Annotated in this window: 25 protein-coding genes; 11 read left to right on the top strand and 14 right to left on the bottom strand. The window is 61.7% G+C overall.

The features are described 5' to 3' along the window. Positions 1–2 precede the first annotated feature (2 nt). From EV286_RS17550 to EV286_RS17560, 3 genes are read left to right on the top strand one after another with little or no spacing between them, the layout of a single operon-like run. Positions 3–1526 carry a sugar ABC transporter ATP-binding protein gene (locus EV286_RS17550; protein WP_132958427.1) on the top strand — a complete coding sequence of 508 codons (1524 nt, stop codon included), beginning with the start codon at positions 3–5 and terminating at the stop codon, positions 1524–1526. After that, positions 1523–2482: an ABC transporter permease gene (locus tag EV286_RS17555; RefSeq protein ID WP_207909867.1), complete on the top strand. Its 960-nt coding sequence runs from the start codon at positions 1523–1525 to the stop codon at positions 2480–2482. The genes EV286_RS17550 and EV286_RS17555 overlap by 4 nt, the downstream gene beginning before the upstream one ends. A 51-nt stretch (positions 2483–2533) precedes the next feature. Continuing rightward, positions 2534–3490: a substrate-binding domain-containing protein gene (locus tag EV286_RS17560; RefSeq protein WP_132958428.1), complete on the top strand. Its 957-nt coding sequence runs from the start codon at positions 2534–2536 to the stop codon at positions 3488–3490. 123 nt (positions 3491–3613) lie between these two features. On the opposite strand, the gene EV286_RS17565 is transcribed toward EV286_RS17560, so the two are convergent. Further along, positions 3614–4507, bottom strand: a complete 894-nt coding sequence (locus EV286_RS17565; RefSeq protein ID WP_132958429.1) for a sugar phosphate isomerase/epimerase family protein — start codon at positions 4505–4507, stop codon at positions 3614–3616. Between the two features lie 132 nt (positions 4508–4639). Between EV286_RS17565 and EV286_RS17570 the strand changes: the two genes are divergently transcribed. The 7 genes from EV286_RS17570 to EV286_RS17600 all read left to right on the top strand — a co-directional run bounded on the left by EV286_RS17570 (position 4640) and on the right by EV286_RS17600 (position 12435). Then, positions 4640–5695: a LacI family DNA-binding transcriptional regulator gene (locus EV286_RS17570; protein WP_245500743.1), complete on the top strand. Its 1056-nt coding sequence runs from the start codon at positions 4640–4642 to the stop codon at positions 5693–5695. Continuing rightward, positions 5682–6689, top strand: a complete 1008-nt coding sequence (locus EV286_RS17575; RefSeq protein WP_132958430.1) for a substrate-binding domain-containing protein — start codon at positions 5682–5684, stop codon at positions 6687–6689. The genes EV286_RS17570 and EV286_RS17575 overlap by 14 nt, the downstream gene beginning before the upstream one ends. A gap of 68 nt (positions 6690–6757) precedes the next feature. Further along, positions 6758–8251 (top strand): sugar ABC transporter ATP-binding protein, encoded by a 1494-nt coding sequence (locus tag EV286_RS17580; protein WP_132958431.1) that lies wholly within the window; start codon positions 6758–6760, stop codon positions 8249–8251. After that, on the top strand, positions 8244–9269 hold the full coding sequence (locus EV286_RS17585) for an ABC transporter permease (protein WP_132958432.1): 1026 nt from the start codon (positions 8244–8246) through the stop codon (positions 9267–9269). Before EV286_RS17580 ends, EV286_RS17585 begins: the two co-directional genes overlap by 8 nt. Continuing rightward, entirely contained in the window at positions 9262–10329 is a 1068-nt protein-coding gene (locus EV286_RS17590; protein ID WP_245500744.1) for an ABC transporter permease, read from the top strand. The genes EV286_RS17585 and EV286_RS17590 overlap by 8 nt, the downstream gene beginning before the upstream one ends. Beyond that, positions 10326–11723 (top strand): FGGY family carbohydrate kinase, encoded by a 1398-nt coding sequence (locus EV286_RS17595; RefSeq protein ID WP_132958433.1) that lies wholly within the window; start codon positions 10326–10328, stop codon positions 11721–11723. The genes EV286_RS17590 and EV286_RS17595 overlap by 4 nt, the downstream gene beginning before the upstream one ends. A gap of 22 nt (positions 11724–11745) precedes the next feature. After that, positions 11746–12435, top strand: a complete 690-nt coding sequence (locus EV286_RS17600) for a class II aldolase/adducin family protein (RefSeq protein WP_132958536.1) — start codon at positions 11746–11748, stop codon at positions 12433–12435. Positions 12436–12497: 62 nt separating this feature from the next. Here the strand turns inward: EV286_RS17600 and EV286_RS17605 are convergent, their stop codons facing one another. The 13 genes from EV286_RS17605 to EV286_RS17665 all read right to left on the bottom strand — a co-directional run bounded on the left by EV286_RS17605 (position 12498) and on the right by EV286_RS17665 (position 24526). Next, the gene (locus EV286_RS17605) at positions 12498–13811 is read right to left on the bottom strand and encodes a TRAP transporter large permease (protein ID WP_132958434.1); all 1314 of its coding nucleotides are present in this window, start codon (positions 13809–13811) and stop codon (positions 12498–12500) included. After that, positions 13808–14320, bottom strand: coding sequence for a TRAP transporter small permease (locus EV286_RS17610; protein WP_132958435.1), 513 nt, complete (start codon positions 14318–14320; stop codon positions 13808–13810). Before EV286_RS17610 ends, EV286_RS17605 begins: the two co-directional genes overlap by 4 nt. A gap of 61 nt (positions 14321–14381) precedes the next feature. Beyond that, complete coding sequence (locus tag EV286_RS17615) at positions 14382–15356, bottom strand: C4-dicarboxylate TRAP transporter substrate-binding protein (RefSeq protein WP_132958436.1); 975 nt, start codon at positions 15354–15356, stop codon at positions 14382–14384. A 249-nt stretch (positions 15357–15605) separates the two neighbouring features. Continuing rightward, a complete protein-coding gene (locus tag EV286_RS17620; protein ID WP_132958437.1) occupies positions 15606–16451 on the bottom strand; it encodes a fumarylacetoacetate hydrolase family protein in 846 nt (281 codons plus the stop codon). A 29-nt stretch (positions 16452–16480) separates the two neighbouring features. Continuing rightward, on the bottom strand, positions 16481–17215 hold the full coding sequence (locus EV286_RS17625; protein WP_132958438.1) for an SDR family oxidoreductase: 735 nt from the start codon (positions 17213–17215) through the stop codon (positions 16481–16483). A 4-nt stretch (positions 17216–17219) separates the two neighbouring features. After that, positions 17220–17675 (bottom strand): MaoC/PaaZ C-terminal domain-containing protein, encoded by a 456-nt coding sequence (locus EV286_RS17630; protein WP_132958439.1) that lies wholly within the window; start codon positions 17673–17675, stop codon positions 17220–17222. Between the two features lie 3 nt (positions 17676–17678). Then, the gene (locus EV286_RS17635; RefSeq protein WP_132958440.1) at positions 17679–18758 is read right to left on the bottom strand and encodes a Gfo/Idh/MocA family oxidoreductase; all 1080 of its coding nucleotides are present in this window, start codon (positions 18756–18758) and stop codon (positions 17679–17681) included. Then, a complete protein-coding gene (locus EV286_RS17640) occupies positions 18751–19071 on the bottom strand; it encodes an L-rhamnose mutarotase (protein WP_245500750.1) in 321 nt (106 codons plus the stop codon). The genes EV286_RS17635 and EV286_RS17640 overlap by 8 nt, the downstream gene beginning before the upstream one ends. Before the next feature lie 20 nt (positions 19072–19091). Continuing rightward, complete coding sequence (locus EV286_RS17645; protein WP_132958442.1) at positions 19092–20204, bottom strand: mandelate racemase/muconate lactonizing enzyme family protein; 1113 nt, start codon at positions 20202–20204, stop codon at positions 19092–19094. 15 nt (positions 20205–20219) lie between these two features. Then, the gene (ugpC, locus tag EV286_RS17650) at positions 20220–21317 is read right to left on the bottom strand and encodes a sn-glycerol-3-phosphate ABC transporter ATP-binding protein UgpC (protein WP_132958443.1); all 1098 of its coding nucleotides are present in this window, start codon (positions 21315–21317) and stop codon (positions 20220–20222) included. Between the two features lie 6 nt (positions 21318–21323). Then, positions 21324–22190, bottom strand: coding sequence for a carbohydrate ABC transporter permease (locus EV286_RS17655; RefSeq protein WP_132958444.1), 867 nt, complete (start codon positions 22188–22190; stop codon positions 21324–21326). Positions 22191–22192: 2 nt separating this feature from the next. Beyond that, a complete protein-coding gene (locus EV286_RS17660; protein WP_132958445.1) occupies positions 22193–23086 on the bottom strand; it encodes a sugar ABC transporter permease in 894 nt (297 codons plus the stop codon). Positions 23087–23215: 129 nt separating this feature from the next. Continuing rightward, positions 23216–24526: a sugar ABC transporter substrate-binding protein gene (locus tag EV286_RS17665; RefSeq protein ID WP_132958446.1), complete on the bottom strand. Its 1311-nt coding sequence runs from the start codon at positions 24524–24526 to the stop codon at positions 23216–23218. Between the two features lie 167 nt (positions 24527–24693). Here EV286_RS17665 and EV286_RS17670 point away from each other — a divergent pair, with 167 nt between their 5' ends. Beyond that, entirely contained in the window at positions 24694–25479 is a 786-nt protein-coding gene (locus EV286_RS17670) for an IclR family transcriptional regulator (protein WP_132958447.1), read from the top strand. The last annotated feature ends 21 nt before the right edge of the window (positions 25480–25500 follow it).

The raw sequence follows: 25500 nt of genomic DNA on the forward strand, positions 1-25500 counted from the left end.
GAATGGCGGAACTCAGTGTCAGCAAAATTGCCAAAAGCTATGACGGCAATCCCGCCGTTCGGGAGATTTCCTTCTCGGTTTCAGCCGGCAAGGTGCTGGCGCTCTGCGGCGAAAACGGTGCGGGCAAGTCGACCCTGATGAAGATGCTGTCGGGTGCGGTCACCCCCGATAGCGGCGAAATCCGGCTGGACGGGAACGTTGCGGAGATCGGTTCCCCGGCGGACGCCATGGCACTCGGCATCTGCACGGTCTATCAGGAACTGAGCCTGCTGCCGCACTTGAGTGTCGGCGAGAACATGCTGCTCGGCCGCATGCCCTGCCGTCGTCTGCCCTTCATGGTCGACTGGCGGGCCGCAAATCGCATTGCCGGCAATGTGCTTGCCGATTTCGGCTTTCCCGGCATCAATCCCCGGACGCTGGTGCGTGACCTCAGCGTCGCCCAACAGCAGATCGTCGAGATCGCCAAGGCGCTGGTCGCCAAGCCGCGCATCCTCATCCTCGACGAGCCGACGGCCGTGCTCTCCGCCATGGAAACGGAAAGGCTCTTCGCCAAGGTGCGCGATCTCGCGGCAGGCGGAGCGACCATTCTCTATATCTCCCACCGGCTGGAAGAAATCTTCGAGATTGCCGACGAGTTCGTGGTGCTGAAGGATGGCCGCAGCGTTCTTGCCGGTGGTCTCGACGAGGTAAACCAGGGTCGCCTCATCGAAGCCATGGTCGGTCGGCCGCTGGAAGCGATCTTCCCGGATCGCATCCGTAGTCGCGGCGAAGTCGTGCTCGAAGTCGAACACCTCACTCAGGGCGGCGCTTTCGACGATATCGGTTTGCGCGTTCACGCCGGCGAAATCGTCGGCATGTTCGGCCTCGTCGGCAGCGGGCGCACGGAGATTGCGAAGGCGATCTTCGGCGCGCGACCCGCCGATGGCGGCTCCGTCCGGCTCTCCGGAAGCCCGGCCCGCTTCTCCACGCCTGCGCAAGCGGTGCGGAGCGGCATTGCCATGATAACCGAGGATCGCAAGGGTGATGGGCTCGCGCTCGATGCCAGCGTGCTCGACAATGCCGGCCTGGCAAGCTTCGGCCGCACGTCCCGCCTCGGGGTCATCGATGGTACGAAGCGCCGCAGGCTGGTAGAAGACCAGACGGCCAGTCTCTCGGTTCGCCCAAAGGGCACGGCGCGGCCGGTGCGCCAGCTCTCCGGCGGAAACCAGCAGAAGGTAGTGCTGGCGAAATGGCTGCTGGTCGAGGGCATCAAGCTCTTCATTTTCGACGAGCCGACGCGCGGCGTCGATATCGCCACGAAAGTCGAGATCTATCGCATCATCGCGGATCTCGCCGCCAATGGCGCCGCTGTCCTGCTGATTTCCTCGGAGATGCCTGAAGTGATCGGCCTTTCCGACAGACTGATCGTCATGCGGGAAGGACATATTGCCGCCGAGCTGACGCCCGATCAGTTCAGCATGGAAACGCTCTTCATGCATGCTGCCGGCCTTGCCGCGCCCGAGACGAGACAGGAGCGCCTGCATTGACCGATGTCATGGCCCACACGCAGCCGAGGATGGCCTTTATGCAGCGCTTCAGCCGGGCCGATCTGATCTTCACGGCCGCCATCATCCTGCTGATCGTCTTCGCGGCCCTCGCTTCGGATTCGTTCCTGACGCAGCGCAATGTCGTCAATATCTCGCGCCAGATCGTCACCAACGGTTTCCTGAGCCTTGGCATGCTGGTCGTCATCCGTACCGGCGGCATCGACCTCTCGGTGGGTTCGGTGCTTGCCTTTGCCGGGCTGCTGGCAACCGGTCTTCAGGCGGAGATGCATTTCTCGGCCGCCATCCTCGTCGCGCTGGCGATGGGCGTCGCCGTCGGTGCCGTGAACGGCTGGTTGATTGCCAATTTCAACCTGCAGCCCTTCATCGTCACGCTTGCGACCATGGGCAGCCTGCGCGGCCTTCTCTATGTCTATGCCGACACTCCCCGCTACCCCACGGACGATGCCTTCCGCGCCCTGATCGGCGGGGCCTTCATCGGGCCGATCCCGGTCAATTTCATTCTCTTCGCCATCGCCGTGCCGATCGTCTGGTTCTATCTCGAACACACGGTGTCTGGCCGCGCCGCCTATGCGCTCGGCGTCAACAAGGAGGCGGTCAGGCTTGCAGGCGTCGATATCCGCAAGCACCTGATCTTCGCCTATGTCATCTGCGGCCTTTTCGCGGCGATTGCAGGCGTGTTGCTGGCCAGCCGCCTGGGTATCGCCCAGCCGAGCGTCGGCGTGGGTTATGAGCTCGATGCGATCGCGGCTGTCGTCATCGGCGGCGGCTTGCTTGGCGGCGGCGGCGGAACGGCAGCAGGCGTCGTCGGCGGTGTCCTGGCGCTCGCCGTCGTCGACAACGTGCTGAACCTTTTCAACGTCGATTCCTATTACCAGCAGCTCTTGAAGGGCCTCATCATCCTGGTCGCGGTATTGGCGCGTCGGAAGAAGGCCTGAGTTATCAGCACGCCGCCGGGAGGGGCGGCGGAATTTCAAAGGGAGGAAGTCATGAATATCTTCGGGAAAATGAAGCTTATGGGCACGGTGGCGCTGACAGCCGCCGCGCTCTCGACAGGTGGCGCGCGCGCCGCTGACGAAATCAAGATCGGCATGGTCAACCTGTCGCTCTGCTGCGCCTATTTCGTCGGCATGGACGCCGCGGTAAAGGACGAGGCGAAGACCTATCCGAACATCAAGGTGCTTTCGACGGACGCCGGCGGTGACGTCGCCAAGTTGACCGCCGACGTCGAGGATCTCTTGAACCAGAACGTCAAGGGTCTCGTTGTATCCGGCGCCTTCATCGAGGCAGCGCCCGCAGCGCTCGACGCGATCAAGCAGGCTGGTGTCCCGGTCGTCATGGTCGACCGTCTTCTGAAGGGCGGCGACTATACGAGCTGGGTCGGTCCGGACAACCGCGCGATCGGTGAAGGCATCGGCGACTACATCGTCAAGCGCCTGAACGGCAAGGGCAAGGTTGTCATCATCCGCGGTGGCCCGGCCGACAATACGATCGGCTCCAACCGCACCGACGGCGTTACCGCCAAGCTGACGGCCGCGGGCATGACGCCTGCTGTCGCACCGGGCTGGGGCAGCTGGAGCGCGGACGGCGGCTTCAAGCAGATGGAGGATATGCTTGCCAAGGAGAAGGACATCAACGCCGTCTTCTGCGAGAACGACAGCATGTGCCTCGGCGCCCAGAAGGCAATCGCCGACTCCGGCCGCAGCGGCGAGATCTTCCTCGCTTCGGTCGACGGCGAAATGGGCGCGTTGAAGGAAATCGACCGCGACGGCAGCAATTATGGCGCCACGGGTCTCAACAGCGCCGACCAGATCGGCAGAGCCGGCTTCAACCGTCTGATGGCAATTCTGGCCGGTGCAGATGCGCCTAAGGAAACCGCCCTGCCCTCGCCGATCATCACCAAGGAGAACGCGGTCAAGTTCATCAACGAAGGCAGCACGTTCTAAACGGAGCTACGGCGTGGCGGGTCTCTCCCCCGCCACGCCGTGTCTACACAGCATTCCCCGTGGCCTCCGCTGCTGCTGGCCACTGTCGCAGCCAGTGGCTGGAGCCGCTTCGGTTCTCGGGCGTCAAACCAGCTTGCTGCGTTCAGCCTGACGTTGCGCCTCCTGTGCCGCCTTCAGCTGCACCCGCGTATACATCAGCGCATGCGTCGCGAGATCATGACTGTCTTCCCACAGGTTTCGCCAGATACCGAGGATGCCCTCGAGCGGCTGGCCAACGACGCGGGACGAGAAGGATTCGAACGTAATCGGCCCCTGGTAGCCAGAACGGACGAGGGCGCGGAAAACCCCCGCCAGGTCGATGCTGCCCGAGCCCATGTAGCCGCGATGGGAATCGCCGGTGTGGAAATAGCCAAGGTAGTCGCCCGTCTCAATGATGGCGGAGGGAGTGTCCGACTCCTCGATATTCATATGATAGACGTCGAGATGGACCTTGACGTTCGGAGCGCCGATCCGCTTGCACATCTCCACTGCCTGCGACGCGGTGTTGAGGACGTTGGATTCGTAGCGGTTCACAACTTCCAGGACCAGGGTGATGTTGCTCTTGGCGGCAGTCTCCGCCACTTGACGCAGGATGTCGACGGATTGGGCGACCCCCGCAGCCGTGGTGGGTTGCGTATACTTGCCGAAGGCCGAATGCAGGATCCCGCCGATATATTGCCCGCCGCAATCCCGGCAGACGGCAATCGCCTCTTCCAATTTGGCCTTGCCGCGCCGGCCCTTCTCCGGATCGCCGCTGGAAATATCACTGTCGAAATCCAGCCCCAGGGAGAAATTGATGCCGATGCCGTTCTTCTCCAACTCCCTGCGCGTGAAATCCACGTCGATCAGGCTGGGATCAAGTGCCGGTGCTTCAATGAAATCGTAGCCAACCTCCGCGGTTTTGGCGATCGCACGAGCACACTCCTCGTGACTCCATCCCGCTTCCCACACCAAGGCATGCACGCCAAGCTTGTTCATGATTCTCCTCCCGTAGAATGTGGCGCCTCCGAGCCGATTGACAGGTTATCGCAAAACGTCTAATTTGCAATAAAACGTTTTATCGAGGAATAAAAACGTTTTACGGCAACATTAATCGTCGGGAGGGCGGTTGTGTCGCGATCTCACAGTCCGTCCATACGAATGGTTGCCAGCCGCGCTGGCGTTTCCGTCGCGACGGTGTCCAATGTCCTGAATGGCAAAGCCAGCGTGTCGCCAGACATGGTCGCGCGCGTCAACAAGGCCGTCGAGGAGCTTGGCTACGTCGTCGATATCGCGGCCTCCCGGCTGCGGTCGCGCAAGTCGCTGCTTGCCGGCGTGATCGTGCCCGATCTCACCAATCCGATGTTTGCCGCCTTCGTATCCACACTCGAGCATCTGGCGCGGGTTGATGGCTTCGATCTCGTCGTCGTCTCGGCGCGCAACGACGCTGCGGAAGAGGCTGACAGACTGGCCAACATTCGCGCGTGGCGACCTGCCGGCCTGATCGCCATTCCCTGCGACGGCGCTTTCAAGTCGCGACTGCCGGCCGGATTCTCCATTCCGACGGTTCTGGCCGACCGAATCCCTGATCACGACGAGTTCGACCTCGTCGCCGTCGACAACGCGGCTGCAGCGGGTGCGGTTGCCAGGCACCTCGATGAACAGGGATTTCGCAATTGTCTCGTGGTCGGCACAAGGCTGTCGATCAGCAATGTTCGCGAGCGCTGGGAAGGGGTGCAGGCCGCGGCCAGGCAGATGACGCTCGAACTCCTCGAGATCGGCATCGACGATCCCGTGGGACTGGATGCATTCGAACGGCGCCTTCGCGAAAGGTCCAAGCCCCAGGCGATGTTCGCGCTCGACCATGGGACAGCGCTCGCCACGTATCGGATTGTCGCGGAAATGGGCCTCAAGGTCCCCGGCGATATCGCCTTTGCAAGCTTCGACGACATGGAGTGGATGCAGCTCGTCGGCAGCGGGGTTACGGCAGTGCGGCAACCGGTCGAGGCGATGGCCGAGAAGGCATGGCTGCTGTTGTCGCGACGACTGGCGGGAGAGGCTGGCGAACCAGTCACGCGGCGCCTTCGTTGCGCCATAGAGATCCGCGGCTCAACGGCGCGGTCTGCGGTTTCGCGAGGAGGCGAAACCGAGTCACTAAAACGGGAGGAAAAACATGGAAATCAGTAGGCGCGTAGTTTTAGCCGGGCTCGGCAGCGCGGTCGTCGCCGGCGCCCTGGCAACCGGCTTGCCGAAGGCGATGGCAGCCGATCCGCAGGCGGGCATTGTCGTCAAGATCGGCGGCATTCCCTGGTTCAACGCAATGGAAGTCGGCATCAAGAAAGCGGCACCAGAATTCCATGTTGATGCATGGATGATCGGCCCGACCCAGGCCGACGCCGCTCAGCAGGTTCGCGCGATCGAGGATCTGATCGCCAGGAAGGTCTCCGTCATCGGCATTGTGCCCAACGACTCGGCTGCTCTCGAACCCGTACTCGCCCGTGCTCGCGCCGCCGGCATCAAGGTACTGGCGCACGAAGGACCTGATCAGAAGGAAAAGGACTGGGACTTCGAACTCACGACCGTCGACGGCTATGGCCGTGCCCACATGGATCTCCTCGCAAAGGAGATGGGCGAGGAAGGCCAGTACATCGTCTATGTCGGCTCGCTGACCGTGCCGCTGCACAATGCATGGGCTGATGCAGCCATTGCCTATCAGAAGGAAAAATATCCGAAGATGCAGATGCTTGGCGACCGCTTCGGCGTCGCCGAGAGCGTGGACGACAGCATGAAAACCACACAGGATCAGATCCGCGCAAATCCGGACCTCAAGGGCATCCTCACCTTCGGCTCCCAGGGCCCGATCGGTGCCGCGCGCGTCCTCGACGACCGCGGCAAGGCAGAGACGATCGCGCTCGTCGGCGGCTTCTCACCGGGCCAGGGCGTCAAGTACGTCAAATCCGGTACGATCCGCGGTGGGTTCATCTGGAATCCAATGACCGCAGGCGAAATCTTCGCCCAGGTCTCATCCATGCTTGCGGCTGGCAAGGAGCCTACCGACAACATGGAACTGACTGGTGTCGGTGCTGTCCGTGTCTATCCGGACAAGAAACTGATCCAGGCTCAGAAGCTTGAATCGCTCGACAAGGAAAACATCGACCGCCTCGTCGAACTCGGCCTTTAGTCCTCCCAGGACTCTTGCCGGCGGTCCCATGTGGCCGCCGGCCCTTTCTCGAAGTTTCGGAGGCAATCATGACAGGCGCTACGCCGTTCCTGCGGCTTGTCGGCGTTTCGAAGCAGTTCGGTGGCGTCAGGGCACTGACCGACATCGACTGGGAGGTGCAGGCCGGTGAAATCCACTGCCTGGTCGGAGAGAATGGCTGCGGCAAGTCGACCCTCATCAAGACTGTCGCGGGTGTTCACCCGCCGACGACTGGCTCAATTGAGATTGACGGCCAGCCCGTCCTGCCACTTGATCCGGCGCGCGCCAAGGCGCTCGGCATTCAGGTAATATTCCAGGACCTGTCGCTATTTCCCAATCTGTCGGTCGCCGAAAACATTGCCGTCGAGACGAACCTCGAACACGCGCTGAAGCCGATACGCAAGGCCAGAATGCGCCGCATCGCGCGGGACGTCCTCAAACGGCTCGATTTCGATCTCGACCTACATGTGACCGTCGCCGATCTTTCGGTCGCCGAGCGCCAGATCGTCGCCATCGCCCGGGGATTGGCGGCCGAGGCCCGGCTGATCTTCATGGACGAGCCGACCGCATCGCTGACACGCACCGAAGTAGACCGCCTGCTCTCCATCGTCTCGCGCCTCAAGGCGACCGGCATCGCGATCGTCTTTGTCTCGCACCGCCTCGACGAGGTGGTCAAGATCGCAGAACGCGTCACAGTGATGCGTGATGGCCGCAAGGTCGGCACCTGGCCCGTCGCTGAAGTCGACCAGCGCCGCATTGCCCATCTGATGACGGGTCTGGAGATAAACCAGTCCATCGTTGCGCGAGACATGAACGCGGCCGAGCCCTTGCTGCAGGTCGAGAAGCTGTCGCGCCGCGGCGAATTTGCGGACATCGACTTCACCCTCCGGCGTGGCGAAGTGCTCGGCATCGTCGGCCTCCTGGGCTCCGGCCGCACCGAACTCGCCCTGACCCTGTTCGGCATGCACCACGCCGAAGGTGGAACCATTGCCCTGGAGGGACGGCCGCTTCGCCTGAACTCCAACCGCGATGCCGTCAGGGCGGGTATTGCCTACGTGTCCGAAGACCGGCTCGGCCTCGGTGTCATCCTGCCGCAATCGATCGGCGACAACATCATCCTTGCGGTCATGAAAGGCATGGCGAACGGCCTCGGTCTCATTCCGAGAGAGCGGCGACGTGCCCTCGCAGACCAGTGGATCAAGCGCCTTTCCATCAAGATTTCCAGCGCTGACCGGCCTGTACAGGCGCTTTCAGGCGGCAACCAGCAGCGCGTCGTGCTCGCAAAATGGCTCGCGACCAGACCGAAGGTCCTCATCCTGGATTCACCCACCGTCGGCGTCGATATCAAGAACAAGCAGGGCATCTACGAGGTCGTTGCCGAGCTGGCCCGGCAGGGCGTCGGCGTGATCCTGATCTCCGACGAGGTCTCGGAGGTCTTCGCGACCTGCGACCGCGTCTTGCACATGCGGGGTGGCCGCATTCTCGGCGAAGTCATCCCCGGGCGGGTGAGCGAACATGAGCTGGAGGAGCGCATCTATGCCTGAGCACATCTTGCTGCCCGGATTGAAAGCGGTCCGCCGCAGGCCCGAGGCTTGGCTGTTCGTCGTCATCCTGATCGTCGGGACGGTGTTTGCGCTGACGGCACGCGATTTCCTGTCCCTGCCTAACGTCATAGACCTTCTCGAAACCTATTCCGTCCAGGCGATCATGGCGATGGGCCTCTTTGTCGTGCTCGTCTCGGGGGGCATAGACATCTCCTTCGCCGCGACCGCCTCGGTCGCGCAATATTCGGCCGCGCTCATCGCCACACAACTCGGCATGCCGGCGCCGCTCGTGATTGCCGGCGGACTGGCGATCGGCGCCGCGCTCGGCTGCGTCAACGCAGCGCTCATCCACTATTTCCGGATCACGTCAATCATCGCCACCATCGCGATGATGAGCATCTCGTTTTCACTGCTGATGTATTTCTCCGGTGGCAAGTCAATCTATACGCTGCCCGATTGGTGGACCGATCGCATCGTCTTCTGGCAGACCGAGACGGCGTCGCGCGATCTCGCCCGCGTCACCCTGCCGATCGTCGTCATGGTCGTGGTCGCCCTGTTCACCTGGGCGTGGATGACCCGGTCGTCGATCGGACGGCAGATTTATGCCATGGGCGGCAATCCGGAAGCCGCGCGCCGCATCGGCATAGGCATCGGCAAACTCCAGTTCGTCGCTTACGGCTATCTGGGTCTGATGGCAGCCCTCGCCGGGCTGCTTCAGGCGCACAGGGTCGGCGAAAGCGTGCCGAACGCGATGTTCAACACCGAGCTTGCGGTGCTCTCCGCCGCGGTTCTTGGGGGTGCGAGCCTCACCGGCGGCATCGGCACGGTTCCGGGTGTGCTGCTCGGCATCATTCTTCTGGCAATCCTGCAGAACGGGCTCAACCTGCTGGGCGTGTCCTCTTATTTCTTCCAGATCGTCATTGGCCTCACCATCCTCATCTCCACATCGATCACCGTCATCAGTTCGCGACGCGGACGCCGTCATCGCATCATCGCGGAGGCGCAGGCCCATGGCTGACATGATGACGAACGGACGAGACGGCACCGGCGGGCTCAACGATCTCATGGCGAGGCTGAAATCGGGTGTTCCGGGCGGCCATGCGGGCTTGATCGCTCTGCTTCTTGTCCTTCTCGCGGGCTTTTCCATCTTCGTGCCGAACTTCCTGAGTATCGGCACGCTGCAATCATTCATGTACCAACTGCCGCTGCTCGGACTTTTGTCCCTTGCCATGGTCGTCCCGCTGATCACAGGGGGACTGAACCTTGCAATCATAGCCACCACAAACCAGTGCGCGCTTCTGATGGTCTGGATCATGAGGTCGATGATCACGCCTGATATGGCGACCGTTACCGTCGTCGCTGTCATCGCGCTGGCGCTGGTGGCAGGTCTCTTGCTCTGCCTGCTGATCGGGCTCGTGACAGGCTCGCTCGTCGCCTATACCGGCGTGCATCCGATTCTCGTCACCCTTGGAACAAAGTCCCTTATCGACGGCATCAGCATCTATCTGACCCGGGGGATGGCTCTTTCCGGGGTGCCGGAAATCTTCACGCGGATCGGCAGTTCGACTGTCTTCGGCGTGCCGGTGATCTTCCTCATCCTGATCGCGGCGGCCATCCTGCTCGGCGTGATCCTCAGGCGCACGGCCTTCGGCATTTCCTGCGCCATGATCGGCTCCAACGTCGAGGCCGCCCGCTATTCGGCGATCGACACAAAGCGCGTGCTGGTCGGCGTCTACACCTTGTCGAGCCTCGTCTGCTTCGTCGCCGCCCTCGTGATGCTCGTGACGTTCAACTCCGCAAGTGCGGATTACGCGCAGTCCTATCTTCTTGTCACGATCCTGGCGGCGGTTCTGGGCGGGGTCGATCCCTTCGGCGGTTTCGGGACCGTGTCGGGCCTCATGCTGGCGCTTGCAATCCTGCAGATCATCTCCTCTGGCTTCAATCAGTTCGGGCTCAGCAACTACCTGACCGTCGCCATCTGGGGCGCCATCCTGATCCTTGTGGTCATGGCGCAGACGATGCGTCCCCATGTCGAGAGCCTCCTGTCGATCATCCTGCGGCGGGGTGCACGAAAATGACGACCGTCGCCGTCTTTGACATCGGCAAGACCAACGTCAAGCTGTCGGCTGTCACGCAGGACGGCGAGATCCTCGAAATGCTGTCCACGCCGAATGTCGTTCTGGATGAGCCGCCCTACCGCCATCACGACCTCGCAGCCCTGGAGACCTGGCTGATCGACAGCCTGCGCAACCTCGCCCGCCGTCACCCGATAGAGGCAGTCGTAATCTCCGCTCACGGGTCCGGCGGCGTCCTGACCGGCGTCGATGGCCCTGCAATGCCGATGATGGACTACGAACAGCAGGTCCCCGAATACGTCGACCGGATCTACCGATCCGCCGTCGGCAATTATCGCGAACGCGGCAGCGGCATCATGCTCGGGGCAGCCCATCTCGCCAGGCAGATGTTGTGGCAGCAGATGTATTGGCCGCACGAGTTTTCGCGCGCGCGCGCCTTTCTGGCGACGCCACAATATTGGGCGTGGCGGCTCTGTGGCGTGGCTGCGAGCGAGATTACGAGCCTCGCCGCACAATCGCATCTCTGGACGCCTGCCGACCGGCGCCCCGCAAAAATCGTTGCCGATCGGGGCTGGCAACACCTGGTGCCTCAGATGCGGCGGGCCTGGGAAACGCTTGGAAGCATCAGGCCGGAGCTTGCGGTCAGCACGGGCCTCAGCCCCCAGACGCGCGTGCTTTGCGGCGTGCATGACTCATCGGCGAACTTCTACCGCTATCAGGCGGCCGGGCTCTCCGACATGACGGTCGTGTCCACAGGCACCTGGATTGTGCTTCTGACCGACCGGACCGGGGTCGACTTCGACAAGGAACGCCCGGGCCATGCCTGCAATGCGGACGTCTTCGGCCACCCGATGCCGGGCATGCTCACGATGGGCGGCCGCGAATTCGCGGCGGTCGCCGGCAGCGCGACCGGGCCCGCCTCGGCGGAGGCGCTCGCGCGCATCGTCTCGTCCGGCACGCTCGCCCTGCCGACTTTCGGCCCGGACGATGGCCTTTTTCCCGGCACAGCCAAGAGCGGCAGGATTGATGGCGAGTTGGCAGAAGATCCCTCCGCACGCTTCACCCTTGCCGTTCTCTATGCCGCCTTGCTGACGGCGGAATGCGTCGGCGACCTCCCGCACGCGGAGACGGTCATACTGGACGGCAACTTCGTCGCCGAGCCACTCTACGGCCCGCTGGTTGCCGCCCTGCTGCCGGAGGTGCGCGTGCTGGTCAGCAGCAATTTCAACGGCACCGCCACCGGCGCAGCACTGCTCGCTGGCCATGAAACGCGGCGTGAACCTGCACGGCTCTCCGCCACCGTCTGCGACGCATCCGGCCTTCCCGATCTTTCATCTTACCGCGAACGCTGGCGTGACCGCGCCAGGAGCAAGGAGTACTCCCGTGACCTCGTATGACGACAATGCCCTGCGAACCGAGATGGTGGCGACCTGCCGCCGGATGAACGAGACAGGCATCAACCAGGGTACGGCCGGCAACCTTTCCGTCCGCAATTCACGGGGCTTCCTCGTCACGCCGACATCGCTGCCCTACGACCGCATGCAGCCGGACGACCTCGTTCAAATGTACTTCGACGGCAGCTTCGAAGGGGCTCGCCGCCCTTCATCGGAGTGGCGCTTTCACCGCGACATCCTGAATTCGCGCCAGGACATCGATTGCGTGTTGCACTGCCACTCGGTTTACGCCACGACGCTCGCCGTTCACCACAAGACCATCCCGAGCTTTCACTACATGACTGGCGTTGCCGGCGGCACAACGATCCGCTGTGCCCGCTACGCAACGTTCGGAACCCAGGCGCTATCCGACGCGGCCATCGAGGCGCTTGACGGCCGCCTCGCCTGCCTGCTCGGCCAGCATGGGCAGATCTCCCTCGGCAAGACGCTGGGCGCTGCCCTTGCACTGGCTATCGAGGTCGAGACCTTGTCGAGGCTCTACGTGCAGGCTCTGACACTCGGCGAACCACCGGTCCTTTCGGACGAGGAAATGGCCCGCGTGATCCAGCAGATGAAGAACATGAGCTATGGACAGGCCCCGGATCTCGAAGGCGTCAACGACATTGCCCGACCGAGGCCGGCTCTGCGCGCTTCGGAAGATCCCGTGGCCCTCTGACGCCTTGAAAGGCGCCGAGGTGCATTGACTCGCCTTCGATATTCCGGACGTCCGAGGTTACGCTATTGAACCGCGGCGTTGCCGTAGATGAGGTCCGGCAGCCAGAGCGATATCTGCGGGAAGGCGCTCAGGATCACGAGCAGGACGATCATCGTCAACAGATAGGGCATGACCTCGCGGGCATAGGCCATCATCGGCACCTTCATCACCATCGAGGAAATGTACATCAGTCCGCCGACGGGGGGCGTGATGCCCGCGATGGTCAGGTTGGTGATAAAGACGATACCGAAATGCACGCGGTCGATATGGACACCATCGATGATCGGCAAAAGCATGGGGGTCAGGATGATGAGTGCAGCGGAGCCCTCGATGGCCGTCCCGATGATGATCAGCACCAGGTTGATGAGGAGCAGCATCATCAGCGGATTGTCGGTTACACCGCCCATCCAGCCGGACATGGCCTGCGGAACCTCCTCCCATGCTAGATAGAAACCGAAAGCCGCAGCGGCGCAGATCATCACCATTACCACAGCCGAATCCCTGACAGCCTCGGCGAGCACTTCCGGGATCTGGCTGACCGTGAATTCCTTGTATCCGAAGATCGCAACGAAGAGGACGTAGACGACCACCACGGCACCGGCTTCCGTGGTCGTGAACAGCCCGTAGCGCGTACCGACGAAAATCACCACGGGAATGGAGAGCGCCCAGAGGCCATCCACCAGCGCCTTCCAGCCCTCGGCGCGGGTCGCCCGTCGGTCGCGGAGCGCCTTGTATCCGCGCTTCCTGGCGATCACATAGGTCGTCATCATCAGGCCAACGGCCAGAAGCAGGCCGGGCACGACACCGGCCGCAAACAGCCGTCCGATCGAGGTCTCCGCCAGGAAGCCATATACGATCAGACCAATCGAGGGCGGGATGAGCGCCGTGATGATCGCAGCCGAAGAGGTGATGACCGCCGCGAAGGCGCGGCTATAGCCGCGGGCCGCCATCTCGACGCCAAGCGTCTTGGCGAGCATTGCCGCATCAGCATTTGCCGAAGCCGTCAGTCCGCCGAGCAAGGTGGCGAGAACAGTACACATCTGCGCCAGCGCCCCCGTCATATGGCCGACGAGCACATCCGCAAGGTTGAGAAGGCGGCGGGTGATGCCCGAGGCATTCATGATGCAGCCGGCCAAGACGAACAGCGGCAGTGCGAGCAACGAGACGGACTGGCTGCCTTCGGCCATTTCCTGCGCGAAGTTGGACAGCGGGATCATGTCCATGTTGAGCGCGAAGAAGACCAGCGCGCCGATCGCCATCGCCCAGGTGATCGGCGTGGCAAGGAGAAAAAGAACCACCACGACCAGCGAGGGGCCGGCAAGATGCAGCAATGTCATATGATCGAATCCGTAGTGCGGTGAACCGGAGCCGCCCATGGGCGCTCGACGATCAGGTGCTGGACCAGCATGGCGGCCGAGGCCAGCGCCAGGGGCGCATAAGCGAAGCTGCGCGGCAGATCGAGCGCGATCGTGTGAACGTTGCGTGCGATCCAAGCCTGCCAGAGGAACATGCCCGTCATGACCGCAAAGAAGAGCGCCAACAGAATATAGTTGAACCACATGACCCCGCGCTGCATCGAGTGCGGAAATGCGGCGACGAGAACATCGATCGCCGCATGCGTGCGAAGCCGCACCCCAGCCACTGCCCCGAAGAAGACGAGATAGCCGAATGTGAGAAGGGCGATCTCGTAGGTCCATGTCGCCGGCTGCGGAAAGACGTAGCGACTAATGACGCCCCAGAGGATGGAGCCGAGAATCGCGAGCAAGGCCAGAACGCCGACCGCTTCGTCGATACGCTTTGCGCTGAAGAGCGGCGCCCCTTCGTTCAATTGTTCATTGGGTTCCATGAATGGCTCCAAACATGCCGAAGCCGCGCCCTTGCGGCCGCGGCTCCCGAAGTCTTCGAAATTACTTCATTGCATCCTGGACGCGCTCGAACATGCCGGGCGTCAGGTTCGGGACCGCGGAGTAGACGGACTTCGACGCTTCCATGAAGGCGGGTACATCGACATCGGTCACGATCTCGACACCTGAATCGGCGAGCTGCTTGGCGTAGCCGTCGTCCGTGTCGAGCGTCATCTTCGTCAGATCGGTCGCAACCTTCTGCCCCTCTTCCATCATGATGGTCTGCAGGTCTTCGGGCAGCTTGTTGTAAAGGTTCGACGACATGACCCATGCGGTAAACATCGCCTGATGACCCGTCTTCGAGATGACCTTGCGCGTCTCGTTGAGCTTGGAACCGGCGATAGAGCCGAACGGACCTTCAGCGGCGTCGACGACCCCCGTCTGCAGTGCGTTATAGACATCGCCCCACGGAAGTTCCGTGGCGCGCGCGCCATAGCCAGTGAACGTGGCCATCATGATGGGGGATGCCGGCACGCGGATGGTCATGCCGACGAGATCCGTAGGAGTGCGGACAGGCTTGCTTGCAATGATGTGGCGGTAGCCGAACAAGCCGTTGGGCATGAAGATCTTCAAGCCCTGCGATTCAAGCTTGGCCGAAAGCTCCGTGAAGACATCCGATGCAAACAGTTTGTCGCTCGCTTCGAGGCTCGGGTAGACATAGGGACCGGCCAGGATCGAGAGATCCGGCACGAACTGGCCGAGCTGGCCGTAGTCGGTCGCGCTGAGCAGGCTTGCGCCGCTCATCACCATCTCGTTGACCTTCTTCTGGGCGCCGAGCTGGTCGCCGGTCATGACGGTGATGGCGATACGGCCGCCAGAGCGCTCGCCGACGCGTTCGGCGTAGAGCTTCATCGCCTTCACGATCGGCTCGTTAGGGTTCACCTGCGAGGTCGAGAAGCGCAGGCTGAATTCCTGTGCTGATGCCACGCCACAAAACGAAAATGCGGCCACTGCTGCCGCGAGCAAGAGCTTCTTCAAGATTTCCTCCCTGGGCACCCCTCTCCTCTTGGGTGCATTCATATGCGAATATAGAACTTATCAACGAATGGATTGCGATGGTCAAGGCATGCCTATAAAAGATGCCGTAAAATCTTGCGGTCTAGACTTAGAAAGCCGCCTGCCCTCTTGATACTTCATGAATGAATACGAAACTCGCTGGCGCACAAAAAGGAAGGGCAGGGCGCTGCCACGCCCTGCCCCCATCGCTCTGATCGTGCCGGAGACCAATCAGGCGTCCGCCTTGACGTCCTGCCTCTGATTTCCGAGCCCTTCGATCCCGAGTTCGACGACATCGCCTGCCTTGAGATAGCGCGGCGGCTTCATGCCCATGCCGACACCGGGCGGCGTTCCGGTCGAGATGATGTCGCCGGGCTGCAGCGACATGAACTGCGACAGGTAGGATACGAGATAGGCGACGCCATAAACCATGGTCTTAGTGGAGCCATCCTGCATCGTCTCCCCGTTGACCTTCAGCCACATTTTCAGGTTCTGGGGATCGGAGATCTCGTCCTTCGTCACCAGCCAAGGGCCGGTCGGCCCGAACGTGTCGCAGGACTTGCCCTTCGTCCACTGGCCGGAGCGTTCGATCTGGAAGGCGCGCTCCGAGACATCATGGATCGTGCAGTAACCGGCCACGTAGTCGAGCGCGTCAGCCTCGGTCACGTATTTAGCCCTCTTGCCTATGACCACGCCGAGTTCGACCTCCCAATCCGTCTTTTCCGACCCGCGCGGGATCAGGAGATCATCGTTCGGCCCGACGATCGCGGACGTTGCCTTCATGAAGATGATCGGCTCCGACGGCACCGTGGCGCCCGTTTCCGCAGCATGGTCGGAATAGTTCAGGCCGATGCAGATGAACTTGCCGGTCCCGGCAACGCACGGGCCGAGGCGCGGCGCACCTGCGACTTCTGGCAAGGCGGCGATATCGAGACGCGATAGCTCGGCAAGGCTGCGCGGATCGAGAGAGGAACCGGAAAGGTCCTGCACATGGCCGGAGAGATCGCGGATATTTCCATCGGCGTCCAACAGGCCGGGCTTCTCATGGCCGGGCTCGCCATAACGAAGAAACTTCATGGTGCTTCCAATCTATCTTGGTTTTCGAATCAGATGGTCCAGCCGCCATCGATGGAGAAGGCCTGGCCGGAGGTGTAGGTGGCGCCGGCTATGTAGACCGCGAGCTCGGCGATCTCCTCCGGCGTGCCGAGCCTGCCCATCGGCTGGCGGGCGATGAAGGCGGCTCGCGCTGCGTCATAGTCGCCCTGGGCCTTCATGCGTTCCTGAAGCGACGGGCTTTCGACCGTACCCGGGCAGATCGCGTTGCAGCGAATTCCCTGCGCCACGTAGTCAGCGGCAACTGCCTTGGTGAGACCGATGACGGCGGCTTTTGTCACCCCATAGGCAAAGCGGTTCGGCACGCCTTTGATGCTGGAGGCGACGGACGCCATGTTGATGATCGCCCCATCCCTGCGTTCCAGCATGCCCGGCAACACGGCGCGGATCGTGCGCACCATCGCCTTGACGTTCAGATCGAAGGCAAATTCGAGATCGCCGTCCGGCATGTCGAGGATCGTGCCGCTATGAACGACCCCGGCGCAATTGAACAGCACGTCTACTGCGCCGATCTCCGCCACAAGCGCCTTTACTGCCGCCTCGTCGAGGACGTTCAAGGCCTTCGTCGTCACGCCCGCTTCGCTCGCGATCTCGGCCAGCACATCGGCGTTGATATCGGTGGCAACCACCTTTGCCCCTGCCCGTGCGAAAGCAAGCGCCGAGGCGCGTCCGATGCCTTGAGCCGCAGCGGTCACTAGAACCGTCTTGCCTGCCAGAAAGTCTGTCATGATGTCATCCTTGTTTCTGCTTGCGCTCAACGAGCAGGATGTGATCCGCCGCGAGCACCACTTCGTTGCGCTGGTTGAGAACTTCGCACCGCTCCACGACCTTTCCCATGCCGGGCCGTTTGGCGTCTTCTTCCTTTGCCGAGATCGTCACACGCGTGCGGATCGTGTCGCCGATATGGACCGGCCGTACGAAACGCAGGCGATCGTAGCCGTAGGAAAAGGCCACGGGGTTGATCAGCGAGGCGGTCAGCCCGACACCGATCGAGAAAATCATCGTGCCGTGTGCAATGCGCTGGCCACCGGGCAGGGTCTTGGCAAATTCGGCATCCATGTGATGCGGAAAGAAATCACCCGTATGGCCGGCATGCACGACGAAATCGGTCTCGGTGATCGTTCGCCCGCTCGTCAATCGAACGGCGCTCAGCTCATAGTCTTCGAAATAGATCGTCTGTTCGGACACAATTCACTCCTTCGGCAAAGCGCTCAGCGGCGTGGCCGGGCTTGCGCTGGATTGATAGGCGGCTTCGACGAGCGCCATGGTCTGCCACCCATCTTCGACAGAGCCGACCAGAACATCGTCTTCGCCGGCAGCGAAGCGTTGCAGGTTCGCCATGCGGTTGACGAAGGCATCCGGAAACCATGTCCCTTCGAGAGGCACCGAAATCCAGTCGGCAGCCTCCGGCGGCTTGATCCAGAGCTCGTCGGGCTCGCCGCGCGGATAGTCGAGATTGACCCCGAGTTTCAGGTAAGCCGCCCCTTTCGTTCCGCAGACGCGGAATTCGCAGGCCTGGAAGCGGCGACCAAAGTCGTGGTCATGGTTGACCGACAAGACACAGCGCACCTTGTCGCCATAGTCGAGGATCGCGGCTGTGCGCGTCTGCGCCACGTCATGGTTCGGATGACCGATCGTCTTGGCGTGCACGCCGGCCGGATTGCCCAGCAGGTCCCTGACGACGTCGAGGTAGTGTATCGAGTGCATCGCGATCTCGATGCGCGGCAGGCCCTTCAGGAAGGGCCAGAGCCCCCATGGGGTCGCGAGCGCCAACCAGGCATCGAAGTCGACGACCTCACCGAGATGGCCTTTGGCGATCGCATCCTTTAGCGCCAGCATCATTGGCGCGAAACGCAGCTGGAAATTGACGGCCGCCTTGATGCCACGCGTCCGGCAGAGCGTCAGGATCGCCGTTGCCTCGTCGAGATTGCTGCCCATCGGCTTCTGAAGCAGGGCAACGGAGCCGTCCGGCAACTTCTCCAGGATCGATGCATGTGCGGACGGCGGGGTCGCAAGGTCGAAGATTGCATCGCGGACAGCACAGGCCTCCTCAACCGAAGTGAAAGCGCGGATATTCCATCGATCGGCCAGGGCGGCAGCCTTGGCTTGATCGGGGTCATAGATGCCGGCAACGGGAAAGCCCGCCTTGCGGTACGCAGGAAGATGCGCATCGCCGACGATGCTGCCCGCCCCGAAAATGACGATCGGGCGCGCCTTCGTCGGCTTGGGCCATGCTTGCCGCAAGGCAGTCGGATCGAAGGTCTCAGCCATAATGGAAGACCTCCTCCATCATCGCCCACCACTCGCCGGGTTTGCGCGTTTCAAGAGGCTTCTGGCAAGGCATGCAGACCGCCCACCACTCCTTGTTTTTCGGATGCGCCGCCATCCTCGCCATGTCGGCCCCGAAATCGCTGCCGGCGTATTCCCAATAGCCGAAGAGAAGGTTCTCGGGCTCCTTGAGATAGATCGAGTAATTGGCGATGTTGCATTCGGAAATCAGCGCCAATATCTCTGGCCAGACGGCCGCATGGAGACGCTTGTATTCAGCGACCTTGTCGGGTTCCAGCCCGATAACCATTCCCATGCGTTGCACGGCTTGCCTCCTCACCCGCGAAACTCTTTGGTGAACTCGTCGATCGAGCGCGACTTGACGGCTTCCCAATCCCAGCTGATACCGATGCCCGCATCCGACGGCGCGATCGCCTTGCCGCCACGGATCTCCATGCCCTTGGTCGTCAACTCGTCGAGCTGGGGGATATATTCGACATATCTCCCGTTCGGCACGGCGCAGACCAGGCTGACGTGCAGTTCCATGAGGAAATGAGGGCAGACGGGGATGTCGAAGGCCTCTGCAGCATGGGCCACCTTCAGCCATGGCGTGATCCCGCCGATGCGCGCGACATCGACCTGGACAATCGAGCAGGCACCCTTCTGCATGTATTCGCGGAAATGGCGGATCGAATAGACCGATTCACCAATGGCAATCGGCGTCGGCGTGGAACGCGTCAGGCGTATGTGACCATCGAGATCGTCGGCCGGCAGCGGCTCCTCGATCCAGCCGAGGTCGAGTTCCCTTAGGCGCGCAGCCCGGCGGATCGCCTCATCGACGGTGAAGCCCTGATTGCAATCGGTCATGATCTCGAAGGCATCGCCAACCGCCTTTCGCACGGCCGACAGCCGATCATAATCCTCCGAACCGTGAGGCTTGCCGATCTTCACCTTCGATCCCGAAAATCCCTTGGACTTGGCCAGCAGGGCGTCCTCGACGAGCGCTTCCTTGGCGATGTGCAGCCAGCCGCCTTCGGTTGTGTAGAGCGGGCAGCGATCCTTCGCCCCACCCGCCAGCTTCCATAGGGGCAGGTTCTGCTTCTTTGCCCTCAGATCCCACAGCGCCGTATCGACAGCGGCAACTGCCAGAGCAGTAATTGCGCCGATCGTCGTCGCATGTGTGGCGAACTCCATCTCATGCCAGATCGCCTCGATGCAGTCGGCGTCCTGCCCAATCAGCAGCGGCACGAGGTGGTCCGCGAGCAGCCGCATGACGGAGGAGCCACCGGTACCGATCGTGTAGCTGTAACCTGTGCCAACAGCGCCATCCGAGTCCGTGATCGTGACGATCGGTGTTTCCTGGCTGACGAAGCTTTGAATGGCGTCCGTGCGTTTGACCTTGGGTGCAAGGTCCACCATGCGCAATTCGATCTTCTCAATGCGGGCCATTTTCTATCTTTCTCCTCAGATCGCCAGGCTCTTGCCGGTCTCGGCAGAAAAGAGGTGCGCCTGTGACAGGTCGAAGCTCATCTTGATCCGTTCGCCGGTCGGCAATGTTCTTGGGTTGAGCATCCGCGCGATCCATTCGCGACCTGCAAATTCGACGAAAACGAGTGTCTCGTTGCCGAGAGGTTCGGTGATCGTGACCGGCAGCGTCATCTCGTGAACGGCAGCCTCCGTCTCCGAAAAAAGTCCATGCCCGGTCGGAAAGACATCGTCGGGCCGCAGACCGAACACGACCTTCTGCCCATTCGTGACAATCCCCTTGAACTTCGGCGGAAGCGGCAGACGGTCGCCGTTGTCGAAGACGACAGCGTCGCCATCGACCGAGGCGTCGAGGATATTCATCGGCGGCGAGCCGATGAATCCGGCAACGAAGCGGGTCGCCGGCCGCTTGAAGACTTCGTCGGGCGTGCCGATCTGCTCGATGTAACCGTCCCGCATGATGACGATGCGGTCGGCGAGCGTCATCGCCTCCACCTGGTCATGGGTGACATAGATAACCGTCGCCTGCACCTTGCCGTGCAGCTTCTTGATCTCGGTGCGCATCTGCGTGCGCAGCTTCGCGTCGAGGTTGGAGAGCGGTTCATCGAAGAGGAAGACTTCGGGCTTGCGCACGATCGCCCGCCCCATGGCCACACGCTGGCGCTGCCCGCCGGAAAGCTGTGCCGGACGGCGATCCATCAGGGCTTCGAGGCTGAGAATGGCGGCCGCCTCGTTGACGCGCTGGTCGATCTCGGCCTGCGGCACCTTGGCGATCTTCAGCGAGAAACCCATGTTCTCGCGCACGCTCATATGCGGGTAAAGCGCATAGGACTGGAAAACCATCGAGATGTTCCGGTCGCGCGGCGGCAGATCATTGACGACGGTTCCGCCGATCTCGATGTCGCCGCCCGAAATCGGCTCCAGACCAGCGACCATGCGCAGGGTGGTGGACTTGCCGCAGCCGGAGGGACCGACGAGAGCGATGAATTCCTTGTCGGCGATCTCGAGATCGATGCCGTGAACAATTTCGAGCGCGCCATAGCGCTTGACGAGTTTTTTGAGGGAAACCTGGGCCATGGGAAATCAACCTTTGACCGCGCCGAACGTCAGGCCGGAAACGAGATGTTTTTGAATGATGAAGGTGAGCGCCAGCGCAGGGATGATCATGACAACCGCGAGCGCGCACATGCCACGCCAGTCGATCGTGAACTCCGCCGTGTAATCCAGCAGTCCGACCGGCAGGGTCTTGGAATTGACCGAGCGCGTCAGTTGCGAGGCGAGCGCATATTCGTTCCAGCACGTGAGGAAGGCGAAGATCCCAGCCGATGCGATGCCGGGGCCGGCCAGCGGAAATTCGACCTTCCAGAAAGCCTGCCAGCGGGTGCAGCCATCGATCTGAGCGGCTTCCGCGAGGTCTTTCGGCACCTGCCGGAAGAAGCCGTCGATCAGCCAGATCGTGAAGGGCACGTTCAGCGCCACATAGGTCAGGATCAGGCCGAAATGGGTATCGATGATGCCGATGCGCGAATAGACCATGAAGAGCGGCAGCGACAGGGCGATGCCCGGCACCGAGCGCGTCAGCATGAGACCCAGGAAAGTCGCCGACTTGCCCGCGAAACGGAATCGCGCAAAGGCATAGCCGCCCGACATGCCGATGATCAGCGCGATCACCGTCGACGTAACCGAGACGATGATCGAATTGCGGAAGTATTCCCAGATCGGGATGCCGCCCTTGCCGATTCCGGAGAACATCGCCCGATAGGCATCGAGCGACAGCTCGTTCGGAATCCAGACCGGCGGCTTGGCCATGATCTCGACGGGCGGCCTCAGCGAGCTCAGCACGATCCAGAAGCCGGGAAGGCAGATGATGAGCATCGCGATGAACAGGCCGATCAGATAGAAGACCCGGCCGATGCCACGGCGCAAACGTTGTTGAGCGTTGCGATCCATTGTTACCACTCCGCCCCGATTTGCGTGCGGGCAAGAGCCAGCTTGCGGAAGAAATAGACGGTGAAGGCGATCGAGAGAAAGATCGAGACATAGGCCATCGCATTGGCGAGGCCCATTTGGGCGTCGGCATAGGCCGTGCGCCCGACCAGCGTCCAGATAAGCTCGGTGCGCCGCGCGGGCCCGCCGTCCGTCATGATTTTGACGATGTCGTAGGCGCGCGCGACGTCGAGCGAGCGGATCGTCATGGCGATGAAGGCAAAGGGCATCAAGAACGGCCAGATGACGTAGCGAAAGGTCTGCCACGCCGTGCAGCCGTCGACGCGGGCGGCCTCGACCGGCTCCTGCGGCATTGCCAGAAGGCCGGAAAGGATGAGGATTGCGAAGACCGACGTCGACGACCAGACCTCGGCGACGACGATGGAAAACAGCGCCAGATTGCCGTCGATTAGCCAGGGGATCGCATTATCGGTCAGTCCGAGAGCCTGCAACGCGTTGTTGATCAGGCCGACATTGTCATTGAACATGAATTTGAACTGGAAGCCGACAAGCACGGGCGAAAACATCATCGGAAACATCATCAGGGTACGCAGCAGGCGCTGGCCCATCGTTGCCCTGTTGACGAGAAGCGCCAGCCCCAGGCCGAGCAGCATTTCCAGATTGAGAGCGATCGTCAGCAGGACCACGGTGCGCACAAATGCGTACAGAAAGACGGGGTCGCTGAGGATGCGGATATAGTTGCGAAAGCCGATGAAGACGAAAAGCGTCTGCGGCCTAGTCAGCCTGAACGGTGTAAAGCTCGAATAGAGCGACAGCAGCAAGGGAAACAGCACGACCGCCGCCAGCACCACGATTGCAGGCAGCAGCAGAAGCACCGGTGCGGGAATTTTTCTAAACATTTACCAACCTGTCCACGCCAAACCGGACGCTTGGACCGCAATTGTGGAATCGCCCGTCGGGAGGAAGAATTCCGGTTTTCGAAATAAATCCCGCATCCGTTGCCGAATGCGGGATCGATCGCGACAGGCTTAGAGAGCGCCTGCATCCTGAAGGATGGTGGTTGCCTTTTCCGCGGCTGCGTCGAGCGCTTCCTTGGATGTCTTGTCACCCAGGATCGCCGCCTGCAGCTCGGGGTAAACAGCATTGGAAATCTCGATCCATTCCGGAGTGCGCGGCACCGGGAAGGCGTGCTTCATGGCCTCCTGGAAAGCACCGAGAGCTTCCTTCCTGTAAGGATCACTGGCTGCCTGCTGGATGTCCCAGTCCCACACCGCCTTGCGGGTCGGCAGCGTACCGTTCGCAGCTTCGATCTTCTGTGAATCCTCATTGGTGAGGAACCAGACGAGCGATGCCGCCGCGTCCTTGTGCTCGCAGGCTTCCGTGACGGAGAAGCCGTGATGGCCCGACCAGCCGGTGCGCTTGCCGGAGGAGCCGGCCGGCTGAACGATCACGCCGACATTGCCTGCGATCTTCGAGGACTTCGGGTCGTTGAAGTAGGCGGCCCAGCCCGGCCAATCCAGGTCGAGGGCGACGGTGCCGGACGCAAAGCCGGCGCCGAGGTCGTCCCACAAATAATTGGTCGTGCCGGCCGGAACGGCCTTGGCCTTGTACATGTTGACGAACCAGTCGAGCGCGCGCACGCCGGCGTCGGAATTGAAGGCCGGCTTGCCGTCCTTGTCGAGATATTTGCCGCCTTCTGCGACCAGCATTTCGAAGAAGCGGCCGTTGATGGCCTCTTCCTTGCCGGGAAATTGCGTGCCGAAGAAGTTCGGCGGGTTGGCGAAGAAGGTCGCCTGGTCGGAAACCTGCTGCCAGGTATCCGGAGGCGCCAGGTCGTAACCATACTTCTCCTTGAAGGCCTTCTTCTTGGCTTCGTCGGTGTAGAGGCTTTTCTGGTAGTACATCGCCGAAACGTCGAACTGCGCGCGCGGCAGCATGACGAGCTTGTCATCGATCGTGGACGCAGAAATCGTCGAATCGACGAGCTTTGCGATTTCGTCGGCCGGCAGCAGCGGTTTCAGATCCGTGAACAGGCCTTCGTAGATCGGCGCAAAGGAAGAATGGTTGGATCCCACGCACCAGCTGATGTCGCCGGAAGCGATATCCGACTTCATTTCCTTGTCGAGCTCAAAGTAGTTCTTCTTTGAAAGCACGTTGACCTTGGCGCCAGTCGCCTTTTCCCACTCGCCGATACGCGAATAAAGCGGCTCGTACTGCTGGCCGCCGATCAGTTTGGCATCGATCGTCACGCCTTCGAATTTGCCCGGCAAATCAGCGGCGAACGCCGTTCCGGCCACAAGGGAAACCCCAGCCGCGAGGCTGGCGATAAGTCGTTTCATTGGTTCACTCCTCCACAACGGCGGTCGCAAAAAGGTCCGCCGATCTCCTCACATATAATTTTTATTTTTATATACAAACGATAGACATGGTCGTGCGTCAAGCGGAAGTTTTTCTTCTCCGCGCGTCCGTCTGCGTATATGCAGGAGTCATTCAGGGGAGAGCCCACATGGAAACAGACGATGCCGACCGGTACCGCGCACCAGCGTTGGACAAAGGTCTCGACATTCTGGAACTCTTGGCCGGGGTCGACGAGGGCCTGACGCAGGCCGAGATCGCCAAGCGGCTCGATCGCAGCCCCAACGAATTCTACCGCATGCTCGACCGACTCGTACGTCGCGGCTACGTGACGAAGCTTGAGGGCGATCGCTTCACGCTGACGCTAAAGCTCTTCGGTCTGGCGCAGCTGCATGCGCCGACGCGGCGCCTCGCCTCCTTCGCAACGCCATTGATGCGCGAACTCGCTCAGCGCACGCGCCAGGCCAATCACCTCGCGGTTTTCGACCGCGGTTCCGCAGTCGTCATCGCACAGCAGGAAGCGCCGGATTATTGGGGAATATCGATCCGCGTCGGCTCTCACATCAACCTGTTCGATACAGGTTCGGGACATGTCCTGCTTGCTTTCCGCGATGCGGAAGAGCGGCAGATGATGATATCCGAGCATGTGCGCAGCCGCGAGGACATCCAGGTCGGTCCGGAATTCTACGAGCGTCTCGACCAGATCCGCGAGCGGGGCTTCGAAATGATGGCCAGCGCCCAGACCGCGGGCGTCTACAACCTTTCGGCGCCGATCCTCGGTCCTGACGGGCGCGGCATTGCCGCGCTGACGTGCCCCTATATCGCGCTCGTCAACGCGCCGACCGCACCGGACATCACACAGACGATCGCCTTCCTGCAGAAGACGGCCGCTCAGTTGTCGCTTCTGGTCGGCTCGGACGTCAAGACACCGCAATAGCCTGTTTTCTTATTTGAATGT

Origin of the sequence: Rhizobium sp. BK251 (assembly GCF_004345245.1) — a bacterium.
In the GTDB taxonomy this organism is placed as follows: Bacteria; Pseudomonadota; Alphaproteobacteria; order Rhizobiales; family Rhizobiaceae; genus Rhizobium.

Excerpts from the sequence above, each read along its gene's own strand:
- EV286_RS17620 (WP_132958437.1), bottom strand. The coding sequence starts at position 16,451 with ATGAAGTTTCTTCGTTATGGCGAGCCCGGCCATGAGAAGCCCGGCCTG.
- EV286_RS17565 (WP_132958429.1), bottom strand. The coding sequence starts at position 4,507 with ATGAACAAGCTTGGCGTGCATGCCTTGGTGTGGGAAGCGGGATGGAGT.
- EV286_RS17580 (WP_132958431.1), top strand. The coding sequence starts at position 6,758 with ATGACAGGCGCTACGCCGTTCCTGCGGCTTGTCGGCGTTTCGAAGCAG.
- EV286_RS17590 (WP_245500744.1), top strand. The coding sequence starts at position 9,262 with ATGGCTGACATGATGACGAACGGACGAGACGGCACCGGCGGGCTCAAC.
- EV286_RS17585 (WP_132958432.1), top strand. The coding sequence starts at position 8,244 with ATGCCTGAGCACATCTTGCTGCCCGGATTGAAAGCGGTCCGCCGCAGG.
- EV286_RS17670 (WP_132958447.1), top strand. The coding sequence starts at position 24,694 with ATGGAAACAGACGATGCCGACCGGTACCGCGCACCAGCGTTGGACAAA.
- ugpC (WP_132958443.1), bottom strand. The coding sequence starts at position 21,317 with ATGGCCCAGGTTTCCCTCAAAAAACTCGTCAAGCGCTATGGCGCGCTC.
- EV286_RS17655 (WP_132958444.1), bottom strand. The coding sequence starts at position 22,190 with ATGGATCGCAACGCTCAACAACGTTTGCGCCGTGGCATCGGCCGGGTC.
- EV286_RS17600 (WP_132958536.1), top strand. The coding sequence starts at position 11,746 with ATGGTGGCGACCTGCCGCCGGATGAACGAGACAGGCATCAACCAGGGT.
- EV286_RS17645 (WP_132958442.1), bottom strand. The coding sequence starts at position 20,204 with ATGGCCCGCATTGAGAAGATCGAATTGCGCATGGTGGACCTTGCACCC.
- EV286_RS17610 (WP_132958435.1), bottom strand. The coding sequence starts at position 14,320 with ATGGAACCCAATGAACAATTGAACGAAGGGGCGCCGCTCTTCAGCGCA.
- EV286_RS17640 (WP_245500750.1), bottom strand. The coding sequence starts at position 19,071 with ATGGGAATGGTTATCGGGCTGGAACCCGACAAGGTCGCTGAATACAAG.
- EV286_RS17660 (WP_132958445.1), bottom strand. The coding sequence starts at position 23,086 with ATGTTTAGAAAAATTCCCGCACCGGTGCTTCTGCTGCTGCCTGCAATC.
- EV286_RS17575 (WP_132958430.1), top strand. The coding sequence starts at position 5,682 with ATGGAAATCAGTAGGCGCGTAGTTTTAGCCGGGCTCGGCAGCGCGGTC.
- EV286_RS17560 (WP_132958428.1), top strand. The coding sequence starts at position 2,534 with ATGAATATCTTCGGGAAAATGAAGCTTATGGGCACGGTGGCGCTGACA.
- EV286_RS17595 (WP_132958433.1), top strand. The coding sequence starts at position 10,326 with ATGACGACCGTCGCCGTCTTTGACATCGGCAAGACCAACGTCAAGCTG.
- EV286_RS17625 (WP_132958438.1), bottom strand. The coding sequence starts at position 17,215 with ATGACAGACTTTCTGGCAGGCAAGACGGTTCTAGTGACCGCTGCGGCT.
- EV286_RS17635 (WP_132958440.1), bottom strand. The coding sequence starts at position 18,758 with ATGGCTGAGACCTTCGATCCGACTGCCTTGCGGCAAGCATGGCCCAAG.
- EV286_RS17550 (WP_132958427.1), top strand. The coding sequence starts at position 3 with ATGGCGGAACTCAGTGTCAGCAAAATTGCCAAAAGCTATGACGGCAAT.
- EV286_RS17605 (WP_132958434.1), bottom strand. The coding sequence starts at position 13,811 with ATGACATTGCTGCATCTTGCCGGCCCCTCGCTGGTCGTGGTGGTTCTT.
- EV286_RS17665 (WP_132958446.1), bottom strand. The coding sequence starts at position 24,526 with ATGAAACGACTTATCGCCAGCCTCGCGGCTGGGGTTTCCCTTGTGGCC.